This is a genomic window from Arthrobacter sp. THG-b23 (assembly GCF_059091265.1).
Genome location: NZ_JBNHGM010000005.1, coordinates 109,921 through 122,448 on the forward strand (window position 1 = coordinate 109,921; position 12,528 = coordinate 122,448).

At 67.2% G+C, this 12,528-nt stretch carries 8 protein-coding genes; 1 reads left to right on the plus strand and 7 read right to left on the minus strand.

Translation table 11 applies throughout. The annotated features are described in order from the left end of the window. Window positions 1–14: 14 nt before the first annotated feature. Genes AC5RVD_RS11085 through AC5RVD_RS11095 form a run of 3 tightly spaced genes read right to left on the minus strand, consistent with a single transcriptional unit; the run spans window position 15 to window position 6,857 of the window. Window positions 15–3,104 (minus strand): efflux RND transporter permease subunit, encoded by a 3,090-nt coding sequence (locus AC5RVD_RS11085; RefSeq protein WP_494126934.1) that lies wholly within the window; start codon window positions 3,102–3,104, stop codon window positions 15–17. Window positions 3,105–3,144: 40 nt separating this feature from the next. Continuing rightward, window positions 3,145–3,594 carry a hypothetical protein gene (locus AC5RVD_RS11090; protein WP_494111447.1) on the minus strand — a complete coding sequence of 150 codons (450 nt, stop codon included), beginning with the start codon at window positions 3,592–3,594 and terminating at the stop codon, window positions 3,145–3,147. After that, window positions 3,591–6,857 carry an efflux RND transporter permease subunit gene (locus tag AC5RVD_RS11095; protein WP_494126935.1) on the minus strand — a complete coding sequence of 1,089 codons (3,267 nt, stop codon included), beginning with the start codon at window positions 6,855–6,857 and terminating at the stop codon, window positions 3,591–3,593. Before AC5RVD_RS11095 ends, AC5RVD_RS11090 begins: the two co-directional genes overlap by 4 nt. Window positions 6,858–7,182: 325 nt before the next feature. Between AC5RVD_RS11095 and AC5RVD_RS11100 the strand changes: the two genes are divergently transcribed. Next, entirely contained in the window at window positions 7,183–8,319 is a 1,137-nt protein-coding gene (locus AC5RVD_RS11100) for a metallophosphoesterase (protein WP_494126936.1), read from the plus strand. Between the two features lie 34 nt (window positions 8,320–8,353). Here AC5RVD_RS11100 and AC5RVD_RS11105 read toward each other — a convergent pair whose 3' ends face one another. The 4 genes from AC5RVD_RS11105 to ligA form a co-directional block, all read right to left on the minus strand. Next, window positions 8,354–8,851, minus strand: a complete 498-nt coding sequence (locus tag AC5RVD_RS11105; RefSeq protein ID WP_494111450.1) for a GNAT family N-acetyltransferase — start codon at window positions 8,849–8,851, stop codon at window positions 8,354–8,356. 95 nt (window positions 8,852–8,946) lie between these two features. Continuing rightward, window positions 8,947–9,699, minus strand: coding sequence for a hypothetical protein (locus AC5RVD_RS11110; protein ID WP_494111451.1), 753 nt, complete (start codon window positions 9,697–9,699; stop codon window positions 8,947–8,949). A 125-nt stretch (window positions 9,700–9,824) separates the two neighbouring features. Further along, window positions 9,825–10,334, minus strand: a complete 510-nt coding sequence (locus AC5RVD_RS11115) for a DUF2087 domain-containing protein (protein WP_494126937.1) — start codon at window positions 10,332–10,334, stop codon at window positions 9,825–9,827. Continuing rightward, window positions 10,331–12,505: an NAD-dependent DNA ligase LigA gene (gene ligA, locus AC5RVD_RS11120; protein WP_494126938.1), complete on the minus strand. Its 2,175-nt coding sequence runs from the start codon at window positions 12,503–12,505 to the stop codon at window positions 10,331–10,333. The genes AC5RVD_RS11115 and ligA overlap by 4 nt, the downstream gene beginning before the upstream one ends. Window positions 12,506–12,528 lie beyond the last annotated feature (23 nt).

The following is a 12,528-nucleotide window of genomic DNA, read 5'->3' on the forward strand; positions in this document are numbered from 1 at the left end:
GGAACGCCGAGGGACTATCCCACGGCGACGGCCTCGGGTTCCCTGCGTTCGCCCTTGGGCTTGGCGAACCGCAGGTACAGCGAAGGGACCACGAAGAGGTTCAGCAGCGTGGAAGTGACCAGCCCGCCGAGGATAACCAACGCCATCGGATGCTCGATCTCGTGCCCCGGGATGCTGCCCATCACCACCAGGGGCACGAGCGCCAATCCGGTAGCGAGCGTGGTCATCAAAATCGGCGAGAGACGTTCGCCCGCCCCGCGCAGCACCAGAGCCGGACCGAAGGTCTCGCCCTCGAACTTCTCCAGGTGCTGGCAATGGTTGATCAGCAGGATGCTGTTGCGCGCGGCTATGCCCATCACGGTCAGGAACCCGACGATGGAACCGAGGGAGAGCACGCCGCCGCCCAGGAAAGCCGCAAACACGCCGCCCACCAGCGCGATCGGCAGGGTCAGCATGATCATCGTCGCCAGGCGCCAGCTGCCGAAGGACACTTGCAGCAGCAAGTAGATGACGGCGAGCGCCACAACGGCGAGGGTCAGCAGCAGTTGCGTGGCTTCCTGCCGTTCTTCGTACTCGCCGAGGATTTCGGCATGGAATCCGGGCGGCAGTTCGATCTCTTCCAGCCCGGCCTCCATCGCCGCGACCACTGACGCCAGCGCCCCGTCTTCGACGTTGGCCTCAATGTCGATGCGCCGGGAGTTGTCGTCACGTTCGATGACGTTCGGCGTGGGCCGCAGGCTGACGTCGGCGACGTCCGCCAGCCGGATGCGGTCGCCGCTCGGGGTGTCGATGGGCAGGTTTCTGATGCTGGTCACGTCGGATCGGATTTCCTCCGGGCTCCAGACCTGGACGTCGTAGGCCTTCCCGCCCCGGTAGACGTCGCCTACCTCTTCTCCGGCCACCAGCGTTGCCGCGGCGCGCCGGACGTCGCCGGGTTTCAGCCCGTACCGCTGTGCCGTCTCCAGGTCGACGGTCACTTCGAGTTGCGGCACGTCCGTCTGCAATGACACGTGCTCGTCGATGGCGCCGTCGGTGGCCAGGAATATCTCGTTGATCTCCTCGGCTTTCTCCCGCAGCATGTCCAAGTCATCGCCGTAGAGCCGCACCACCACCGCGTTGCTCGATCCGGTCAGTACCTCGCGGATCCGTTCCTTAAGGTAGGTCTGCACGTCGCGGTGGATGCCCGGGTAGCCTTCCACGACCTCCTGGACCGCGGCCAGGGTCTTGTCGTAGTCCACCGCCGGGTCGATGCTGATCCAGTTCTCGCCGAAGTTGACCCCGACCACCTCGTCGGCGGCAAACGCCTGTCCGATGTGGGCGCCGCAGTTGCGCACGCCCTCGATTTGCAGCAGTTCGGCGCACGCACGCTGGCTGATGCGGTACTCCTCCTCCACCGAGGTGCCGGGCTGCGTGACCCAGTGCATCAGGAAGTCCCGCTCTTTGAAGTCGGGCAGCAGCGACTGCCCGAGGAATGGCGCCATCACGGCGCCGGCGACCGCGATGGCGCCGGCGACCACGTAGCTCGGGCGCGGGCGCCGCACGAAGCGCTTGAGGATGGCGTGGTAGCCGCGTTTGAGGACCCGTACCAGCGGAGGCTCGCGGGATTCCAACGGCACGTTGCGCATGAGGATCAGGGCCAGCGCCGGGGTGACCGTCAGGGCGACCAGCATCGAGGCGAGCACGGCCAGGGTGTAGGAGATGGCCAGCGGCCGGAAGAACGCCCCGGTGAGTCCTTCGAGGAAGAAGATGGGGATGGCCGCCACGATGATGATCAACGTGGCATAGACGATCGGCCCGCGGACCTCAAGGGAAGCGTCCAGCACCACCCGCATGGTGGACCTGCTGCCGCCTTCGGCGCGGTGCTGGCGCAGCCGCCGGATGATGTTCTCGATGTCGATGATGGCATCGTCTACGACCACGCCCACGGCGATGACCAGCCCCGCCAGGACCATCGTGTTGACCGAACTGCCGCTGAGGTAGAGCACCAGCGCGGCGGTCACGAGCGAGAGCGGAATCGCGATGATGCTGATCAGCGCGGTGCGCCATTGGAACAGGAAGGCGCCGAGGACCATCATCACCAGGACGGTTCCGAGCAGCAGCGCCAGGGTCAGGTTGTCCAGCGATTCTTCGATGAAGCTGGCGGGGCGGAAGATTTCCGTGTCGATCTCGATGCCGCTCAGGCCCGGCTCCATCGTCTTCAGCGCCGCTTCCACCCCCTTGGTGACTTCCAGGGTGTTGCCCCAGGGCAGTTTCTCCACGATGAGCATGAGCCCCTCGCCCTGGTTGATCACGGCGTCCCCGATGAGTGGCTGGTGGTCCTCAACCACGCGCGCAACATCGCCCAGGCGCAGCGGATCGCCGTCGCGCTCGTCGATGGTCACCTTCGCCAGGGCTTCCGGCGTCGTAATGGGCAGCACGTGTTGGATGCCCAGCCGCTGATTGGGTGTTCCGATGTAGCCGCCGGTGCCGATCACCGCGCCGGGGGAATATTGCAGCAGCCCCGCATCCAGGGCGTCTGCGGTGACCGTCATCACCTGGTTTAGCGACACGCCCTCGGCGCGCATCTTCTCGGGTTCGGCCTGCACCTGCAGCATCTGCAGGCGCTCGCCCCAGATGGCCACGTTCGCGACGCCTGGCACGCGGAGCAGGTGGGCGCGGATCTTCCAGTAGCTGATCATCGACATCTCGATCAGCGAGCGCTCGTCTGAGGTCAGGCCAATCTTCATGACGCGGCTGGTCGACGACAACGGCTGCAGCATGACCGGCGGCGATGCCCAGGTGGGCAGGGTCGGGGTGGTGTTGGCGATCCGCTCCGATACCAGTTGCCGGGCGGTCAACAGGTCCGTGTCCGGTTCGAAGATCAGCACGATGGAGGACAGCTGGGAGACCGATTTCGAGCGCAGGTCGTCCAGGCCCTCGACGCCGTTCAGCGCCTCTTCGAGCGGGACGGTGACCAGCTCTTCCACCTCGGAGGCGGTCAGGCCGATGCAGATCGTCTGGATTTCGACCTTCGGCGGCGCGAACTCAGGAAAAACATCCACCGACGCGGTACTCAGGCTGACGCCGCCGAACAGCATGATTCCGACGGCGATGGCAACCACCACGGACCGGAATTTGAGGCTGAAAGCGACGATCCGGCGCATGTCAGTGGGCCGTATCGAACTCGGCGCCGAAGAGTTCGGCGGCACCGAGGGTGACTATGTCGGTGCCGGGCTCCGGGCCGTCGCTGAGGTGCACGACGTCGCCCTCGATCCGGTCCACCTCGACCGGAGCCCGGACGAAGACCAGGGGTTCGGGGTTGGTGTAGACCCAGGTGTCGCCGGCGGGATCGTAGATCAGCGAGCTGTAGGGAATCTCCAGCCCGCTCCCGGTTCCGGCGGCCACCGGCTCCGTGGTCAGGTCCAGCCGTTCCGCCGCTTGCTCGGTGAGGGTGAGCCGGTTCAGCTCAGAGCCGGGAATCGTCTCCTTGACGGCGGCCTCGATGCCCTGGGGTTCCATTTCCGGGCCGGCTGCCGCGCAGCCGGACAACACGATGGTTGCCGCGGCCGTCGCTGCGACCAGCGCACCGTGGCGTCCATGACGTTGGCCAGTCATGACATTTCCTGCCTCCGTTGCAGTACAGACTCGTGCATATTGACAAGTGAGTTCGACCAGTCGGGTTGGCCGGAAGAACCGAGTGTGAGAACCAGAACCGGCAGGACCCACAGCACCAGCAGTGCGGTGGTGATCAGGCCGCCCCAAACCACTACGGCCAGGGGCAGGATGGTGACGGCTCCGACGGTTCCGCCGAGGGCGACCAAGGGCACCAGTGCCAGGGCAGCGACCGCAGCGGCCAGGAGCATCGGCAGCAACCGGTCGCCGACGGCCCTGCGCATCAGGTCGACCGGACGACGGGACGGGTCCTCGCTCTGCAAGGTCTGGAAATGCCCCAGCAGCTGCAGCGCTTCCCGGATGGCAAAGCCGAGCACTGCCGCGAGCCCCACCAGCGCATACAGTGATCCGTCGCCGCCGGTGAGCAGGATCGCGAGCACTCCTCCGGAAAGCGCGACCGGCAGTGCCAGCAGCACCAGGGCGGCGAGCCGCCAACTACCGAGCACGGTTTGCAGCAGGATCAGGATGCCGACGGCAGCCGCGGCCGCGAGCCACCAAATCAGCTGGGCTGAGACCTGCTGTTCTTCGTACTGGGGCGGGATTTCCGCGTGATACTCGACCGGAAATTCCATTTCGGCGATCGCTGCGCGGATTTCCGACTGAACCTCGCCCAGGCTCCGCCCCTCGATATCGGCGAGCACATCGATGCGGCGCGAGGTGTCGTCGTGATGGATGACCGTTTGGTTCGGGCTAATGCGCACGTCGGCTACGTCGCCGAGCCGCACGCTGCCGCCATCAGGAGTATCGATGGACAGGTCGCGGACACTGGTGAGGCTTCCGCGGGTAGCTTCGTCGCCCTTGACGATCACCTGGAACACCTTTTGCTGCTCGAAGATGAACCCGACCTCGATTCCCTGCAGGATGGCGGCAGCGGCCCGGCGAACGTCACCCGGTTTGATGCCCACCCGTTCGGCCGCGTCCAAGTCGACCTCGATCTCCGCGATCGGCTGCTCCACCGCAATGTCCAGCCGCGAATTGGCTACACCGTCGATACCGGCCATGACCTGTTGGAGTTCCTCGGCCTTCTCCCGCAGGATGGGCAGCTCGATTCCGTAGACGCGTACTTGAAAGCCCTGCTCGTTGGCCTGCCGAACCCGGTCGACCTGGCCTTCCGGATAGGTCAGCACCCGGTTCGCCAGGCCGGGGTAGCCGTCGACGATTCCTTGTACGTCGGCTTTGACCCGGTCGAAGCTCGCGCCGTCCTCGAGCGTCACCCAGATCTCGCTGGAACTGACGTTCGCCTCGGTATCCGACGTGATGGCCCTCCCCACGTGGCCGCCGACGGCAGCGACGCCGTCGACCGTCCTAAGTTCATCGCTGGCCCTGGCGGTAATGCGGTTCATCTCGGTATTGGCGGTGCCGGGGGCGGCGTCCCACTGAATCAGCAGGGTGCGGTCCGGCACGGAAGCCACCACGGGGTTTCCGGCAGCGACGAGCGGGATCGCAGCCAGGGCAGCGATCCCGAGTATGGCGACTACGCCGGCTGCCAGCCAGCGCCGCCCCTCGGCGGCGGAGGCGAGCAGGTGGTCCAGCCTGCGCTGGATCTTCTGCACGGCGGCGGGGACCGGCCTCGTCTTCTCCCGGGCGGGCACGAGAATGCTGGCCAGGGCAGGCGTGACGGTGTGGGCCACGATAAACCCGACGGCGACGGCCAGCAGGTAGGAGAGTATCAGGGGCCTCAGCAAGGCGCCGTCGACGCCCCGGATGAACAAGGCCGGGGCCAGCGCGAGCAATGTTGCCAGGGCCGCGAATATCATGGGCATTCTCGACCGCCGCAGGGCCCGGGCCAGCAGGCTTTCCCGGCCGTCGGTCGCCGTTGCCTCCGCCGGTTGCTGGTTCCCGCCGAAGCCGGCCGGGTCGCCTGCCGCCGTTTCCTGCCCCGAAGGGTGCGCGGGGGCCGGCGCCACGGTTCGCGCAGGCTGGCCGGTGTCTTTGTGCCGGACGCTGTGCAGGTCGGCGATGACGTCGCCCACGCCGACGATCAGCGCCAGCACGATGCCTGCGAAAGCCATGGTGTTCAGCACGGCTCCCTGCCACTGCAGTATCAGCGCCGCAGCCACCGCCGACAGGACGATTGCCGCCAGCCCGATGAGGGCATACCGCCAGGATCGGAAGGCAAGGCCGATGCCAACGGTCACCACGAGCAGGCCGATGAGCAGCGCCAGTCCCAACTGGTTCGCGGCGGACTCCAAAAAGCTTGCCGGGCGGAAGATCGTGGAATCCACCTCGATGCCGGGCAAGCCGGGGCGAAGCTCGTCCAATGCCTCCTCGAGGTGTTTGGTGACTTCGACGACGTTGGCATCGGGGAACTTTTCGATGACCAGGATGAGTCCCGGGGCGTCTCCGGTGACCGCGTCGCCGATCAACGGCTGGTGGTCCTCCCTCAACTCGGCCACATCGGAGAGCTGGAGCGGTTTGTCGCCGGTCCCCTCGACGCTGACCTTGCCCAGGTCCTCGGCGTTCTGGATCGGCAGCACGTGCTGGATACCGATGCGCTGGTTGGCCGACTCCAGGAATCCGCCGGTGCCCGGGGTCGAGGCTTCCAGGAAGCTCAGCGGGGACACCCATACGGAATTTCCCGTGGTCTCGATCACTTGGTTCAGCGTCACGTCCTGTGCGCGGAGGCGCTCCGGGTCCACATGGACCTGGAGCTGTTGTTCACGCTGGCCCCAGATCGACACGTTGGCCACCCCGGGGACGCCCATCAGCACGGGCTTGATGTTCCAGCGGGCCAGCACCGACATGTCGATCACCGACTGCTCGGCCGAGCTCAGCTGGACCATCATGACCCGGCTGTTCGACGACAGCGGCTGCATCAGCACCGGTGCCGTAGAGACGTTCGGCAGCGCGAAGGCCTGCGTCAACCGCTCCGCCACCAGCTGCCTGGCCCGCAGAATATCGGTGCCGGGTTCGAAGATCATTTCGATGGAGGACAAACCCGGGACGGAGACCGAACGGATTTCATCCAGCCATGCCACGCCGTTGAGCAGGTCGGCCTCCATCGGAGACGTGATCAGCTGCTCGACTTCTACGGCCGACAGACCCAGCGCCTCGGTCTGGATTTCGACATGGGGCGGGGCGAATTCGGGGAGGTTGTCCACCGGCATCGACGGCAGGGTCACCAGTCCCAACCCGAGAATGCCCGCCGCGGCAGCCAAAACCAGCAACCGGAATTTGAGGGTCCAGCGAACCAACAAGCCAGACATAAACACGCCCCCAACGGCGCAGAGCGTTTCGGGTGACTACCCGTCCCCGCTCACCCATGATGCTTGTGCGGACGCCCGGTCCGCACGGTAGGAGCTCATCCTGTCCCGGCGTAGCTCCGGTCCCCATCGAGGCGTTGGCCGCCTGGCGTGTTCCCCAACGGATCACTCAAAATACTGTCCTCAGTGTGGCACAAACGGCCAGCGGGCGACAAGGAAATTCGCGAAGAAGTTTGACCGTCTTACGCCGGGCACCTAGACTGTGGCCCCGCGAACGCCCGGTAGCTTTCCGACCGGCAGCCAAATTCCTTCGCGGCGAGGAGGCCTCATGCGTCCGGCTCGGCTGGCTGCCATAGCCCTGACCGCCCTGCTGCTGCCGTGCTGCAGCAGCGCGGGGCAAGGCTCCCCCGCCCCGGCGCCGCCAGCCTCGGCGGGCTTTCCCATGACCTCCCGCGCGCCGGCCGCCCCGCCGGTTACGTCACCACCTGCCTCAAACCCGGCCGGCCCGGCGGCCCCCGGGCCTCGGACAGGCGGCAACTCCGCGGAAAGCCTGAAATTCGCGGCTGCCGGGGACTTCGGCTTCGACGAAGGTGCCGCGCAGGTGCTGGAAGCGATGGCGGGAAGCGGTCCCCGTTTCGGACTCGCGCTCGGCGACCTGTCCTACGGGCTTCCCGGCACAGAACCGGGGTGGTGCAGTTTCGTCACCGACCACCTGGGGCCGGATATCCCCCTGCAGTTGGTTTCCGGAAACCACGAAAGCGATGGCCGGAACGGTTCGATCGACGAATTCGCGCGCTGCCTTCCTCCCCGCTTACCCGGTGTCCACGGCACCTATGGGCGCCAATGGTTCGTGGACATCCCGCAGCGGGATCCCCTGGTGCGGCTGATACTGATTTCGCCGGGCCTGGAGTTTCCCGAATCCGGCCGATGGGACTACCTTCCCGGCACGGAGCATTACCGGTGGACGGCGGCTGCCATAGACTCGGCCCGCACGGCGGACATTCCGTGGGTTGTGGTTGGCTCCCACAAGCCCTGCCACTCGGTGGGCCGCTACGAGTGCGATCCCGGCCCGGCCGTGACGGATCTGTTCCTGGACAAAAAGGTGGACCTGGTGCTGCACGGGCACGAACACCTCTACCAGCGGACACACCAACTCGCCCTGGGCCCGAACTGTCCGTCGCTGCTGCCCGCGCACAGCAATAATGCCTGCATCTCCGACATCGATGCCGACTTCGAGTCGGGTGCCGGCACGGTCTTCGCGACGGTCGGCACCGGCGGGCAACCGCTGCGCGACATCAACGGCTCCGATGCCGAGGCGCCCTACTTCGCCGCCCGCTCCGGCGCAAACGCCGACCCCACGCACGGGTTTGTGGAGATCGAGGTGACCGAGGACTCCCTGAAGGCTACGTTTGTCGGCGCCGGCGACGGGAACTTCACCGATTCGTTCACACTGGGGAAACCCTGAGTGCGGCCGCGTACTCCTGCGGTCCGTGGGCTGCCTAGAGGCGCTTGACGAAGACCAGCAGCCGGATATCCGTTCCGGGCACCGGCCAGTCCCGTTCCGGCGCACGGTCGAATCCCAGCGATTCATACAGCCGGTGTGCCGCGGTCCAGTCGCTGCCGGTGGTCAGGCTCACGGCGTTGATGCCCTGCAGCGTGCGCGCGTACTCCACGATGGCGTCCACGAGCGCCCGGCCGACGCCGGAGCGCTGCAGCCCCGGATCCACGGCCAGCATCCGGAACTCCAGTTCACCCTCCCGGGCGATGTCGGCGTACTCCCCGCCAGCCTGCGCCAGCGTGACCGCCCCGGCCACCTTTCCGCCCCGCTCGGCCACCCAGATCTCGGCATGCTGTGCCCGGTGCGCCACGTCGGAAACGTGCACCAGATACGGGTGGTCGGCTGCCGGGAAGTGTCCCGCGGCCAGGTACGCCTCGCGCGTCAGGCGCTCAACGTCGTCGAAATCGGTGGCGGTGGCAGGGCGGATGGTGATCTGCATGTGCTTGGGCGGTGTCCTTGCGGGTATTGAAAGTACGACGTCGGGGCTTGCCTGACCAGTTTCCCGCACCGCGGGCGGTGCGCGCCAATACGGGTTCAGGCCTCGCCGCCGTATTGCCGTCCCGCCGGCGGTCCCGCCGCCGGGCGGGGCAGGGGCGGGAGCAATTCCGGATTGACCCGCCGCTGCAGGGCGGCGACGGCCTCGGCCGGCAGCGCCAAGAGACCGTCGAGCTCCTTGCGGGCCCGCGCGTAGGCCAACTGCCGCTCGGCGGGGGTGGCCGCCCGGTCCACCGCGATGGTCAGCAGCCGGCGTGCGGTGTTCAGCCGCAGCCGTTCGGGGCCGCTGAAGTGCTGGTCCTGAATGCGGCGGGCCTCGCGTTCGGCGATGTCGAAGGCCACCTCATAGGCCCGCACCGCCTCGCGGTATTCGCGCAGCCGCTCGTCGGTGGCAACTTCCGCGGCGGTGACCGGCCGCAGCCCGTCCGCGGTCCGTTTGGCGCGCAGGAACGCCACCGTGAGCGGCTCGCGGACATCGGACATCATGGGGAAATCGATCAGCTTGGCCACGTCCAGCTCGTAGTCCAGCCAGCGCGCGTTCACCGCGTCATGGTCGGCCATCACCGCCGCGGTGTCGCGGAGCCGCTGCTGCTCCGCGGCGGCGGCGGCGCGCATCCGTTCGGCCTCACGCCGGGCCGCCTCCGACCGTGCGCTTTCGCGCCGCCGGCCACCGGTCCGGTTCCAGCCCTGACCGCGCCGGGTGCGCTTGGCACGCTGTCCCAGACCGGAGACCACGGCGAAACCGACCCAGATGAACCACCAGGGAAAACCGTCGGCAAAGAACTCGTTCATGGCTCACCTCGCACATCCATCGTCCCATGGCCGGTGATGCCAGTCACGATAGTTTCACGAGGGCGCCGGGATGTCCGCGCGTTTCGCGAAGTGGCTGCCGCTGCTTTCGGCGCAGCTTTCCGCTGCTACTGCTGCCCGGGGCCGTTGGCGCGGCGGTTCGCGATCCGATAGGCGCTGCCGTCCGGCTCGCGGTCCAGGAAACCGTAATCCACCAGGGCACGGCGGAGCATCGGTACATCGGGGGTGAAGGCGGCCAGCCTGGCGTTCAGTTCCTTTTCGGCCATGACCTCGCTGCCGGAAATGATGCGGTCGCGTATATGGCCCAACAGTTCCAGCCGGTCGGAGGCACGGGATGGCAGCACCACCAGCTCGCCGGCGAGGAACCTTTCCGGGCCCGTCTGCTGGGGTTTCCGTGCCGCGGCCAGCGCGGCCTTGAACACACCGGGCTCAACTGTGAGGGCACCGCCGTCGTCCGTCACGAGGCCGGAGGCGAGCAGCTTCTGCCGTTCCTTGGCGGTCATCTCCGGCTGTTGGCCCAGCACCAGGGCAGCGTAGAGCCCGCGCAGGCGGTGGCTGGCCAGGGCGGAGAGCAACTGCTGCCAGCCGGCGCCGGGCCCTGGCCGCTCCCCCGTCACGCCTTGCCGGTTTCCAGCAGCCGGCGGAAACCGTCCTCGTCCAGCACCGTCAGGCCAAGGGACTCGGCCTTGTCCAGTTTGGTGCCCGCGTTCTCGCCGGCCACCACATAGCTGGTGTTCTTCGAGACGGAGCCGGAGGCCTTGCCGCCGCGGATGATGATCGCTTCCTTGGCCTCGTCGCGGCTGAAGTTCGGCAGCGTCCCGGTGACCACCACGGTCAGCCCCTCCAGGGTGCGGGGCATGCTCTCGTCCACCTCGTCGGCCATTCGCACGCCGGCGGCGGCCCAGGCGTCGACAATCCCGGCATGCCAGTCCTCGGCGAACCACTCTTTCAGCGCCGCCGCGATGGTGGGGCCCACCCCGTCCACGTGCGCCAACTGGTCCTCGCTGGCGGCCCGGATGGCGTCCATCGACCCTAACGCGGTGGCCAGGGCGCGGGAAGCGGTGGGACCAACGTGCCGGATGGACAACGCCACCAGTACCCGCCAGAGCGGCTGGGTCTTGGCCTTCTCCAACTCCTCGAAGAGCTTCCTGGTGTTGGCCGTGGGCACAGAGGGCTTCTTGGCGGTGCCCTTGGTGTAGAAGTAGGGCACCAGTTCCGTCTCGCCGGTGGGCACGCCCTTCGTCTTCTTCTCGCGACGGATCCGCACGTCGGCCAGGTCCTCGGGCCTGAGGCTGAAAATCCCCGCCTCGTTGGTGAGCGGAGGCTGTTCGGGTTCGGCCGGCCGGGTCAGCGCGAACGCGGCCTCGTAGCCCAGCGCTTCGATGTCGAAGGCGCCGCGGCCAGCCAGATGGGCCACCCGCTCGGTCAGCTGCGCCGGGCAGGACTTGGCATTCGGGCAGCGCAGGTCGACGTCGCCTTCCTTGCCGGGAGCCAGCGGGGTGCCGCACGAGGGGCAGTCGGTGGGCATCACGAAATCGCGCACCGGCGGATCCTGCGCATCCCGCAGCGCCAGCACCGGGCCCACGATCTCCGGGATCACGTCGCCGGCCTTGCGCAGCACCACGATGTCGCCGATCTTCACGCCCTTGGCCTTGACCACGTCCTGGTTGTGCAGCGTGGCCATCTCCACGGTGGAACCGGCCACCTTCACCGGTTCCATCACGCCGTACGGGGTAACGCGGCCGGTGCGGCCCACGTTGACCCGGATGTCCAAGAGCTTGGTGTGGACCTCTTCCGGCGGATACTTATAGGCCACCGACCAGCGGGGCACCCTGGAGGTGTGGCCGAGCGCCCGCTGCAGGCCGAAGTCGTCCACCTTGACCACGATGCCGTCGATTTCGTGCAGCAGGTCGTGCCGGTGTTCGCCGTAGTGTTCGATGAACTCCAGTACTTCTTCGTAGCTGTCCACGACCTTGTAATAGGGGCTGGTGGGCAGCCCCCATTCCTGCAGCATCGCGTAGGTGTCCGATTGGCTCTCGGCGACGAGCCCTTCGCGGGCGCCGATCCCGTGGACGAACATGTGCAGCGGCCGCTCGGCCGTCACCTTCGGGTCCTTCTGCCGCAGCGAGCCGGCCGCCGAGTTCCGCGGGTTGGCGAACGGCGCCTTGCCTGCCTCCACCATCCGCTCGTTCAGCGCCAGGAAGTCCTTGGTGGGGATGAAGATCTCGCCGCGGATCTCCACCTCGGACGGGATGTTGCCGCCGGAGAGCCGGCGCGGGATGTCGGCGATGGTCAGGGCGTTGTGGGTAATGTCCTCGCCGGTCGTGCCGTCTCCGCGGGTCGCGGCCCGGACCAGTTCACCATCGCGGTAGAGCAGGTTGACGGCCAATCCGTCGATCTTCACTTCGCTGAGCCAGCGCAGTTTCCTGCCGTTGCCCAGGTTGGCCACAGACGCTGTGGCGCGGTCCACCCAAGCCTTCAGCTCGTCCAGCGAGAAGACGTCCTCCAGCGAGTACATCCGCTGCAGGTGCTCCACCGGGGCGAAGGCGGCGGAAACCTCGCCGCCGACTTCCTGCGTGGGCGAGTCGTTGGCCACCAACTCCGGGTGCAGTGCCTCGATCTCCTCCAGCCGCCGGTACAGCTGGTCAAATTCGGCGTCCGAGACCAGCGGGGCGTCCTCGTTGTAATACGCGTAGCGGTACTTGCGGACGTCCTCGGTCAACTGCTCGTACTCGTGGCGGATCTCGTCGCCGGGAATATCGCTGGCAGGTGTTTCGACTGTGCTCACCTGACTATCTTGCCCGAGAAGCG

Excerpts from the sequence above, each read along its gene's own strand:
- AC5RVD_RS11110 (WP_494111451.1), bottom strand. The coding sequence starts at position 9,699 with ATGAACGAGTTCTTTGCCGACGGTTTTCCCTGGTGGTTCATCTGGGTC.
- AC5RVD_RS11100 (WP_494126936.1), top strand. The coding sequence starts at position 7,183 with ATGCGTCCGGCTCGGCTGGCTGCCATAGCCCTGACCGCCCTGCTGCTG.
- AC5RVD_RS11095 (WP_494126935.1), bottom strand. The coding sequence starts at position 6,857 with ATGTCTGGCTTGTTGGTTCGCTGGACCCTCAAATTCCGGTTGCTGGTT.
- AC5RVD_RS11105 (WP_494111450.1), bottom strand. The coding sequence starts at position 8,851 with ATGCAGATCACCATCCGCCCTGCCACCGCCACCGATTTCGACGACGTT.
- AC5RVD_RS11090 (WP_494111447.1), bottom strand. The coding sequence starts at position 3,594 with ATGACTGGCCAACGTCATGGACGCCACGGTGCGCTGGTCGCAGCGACG.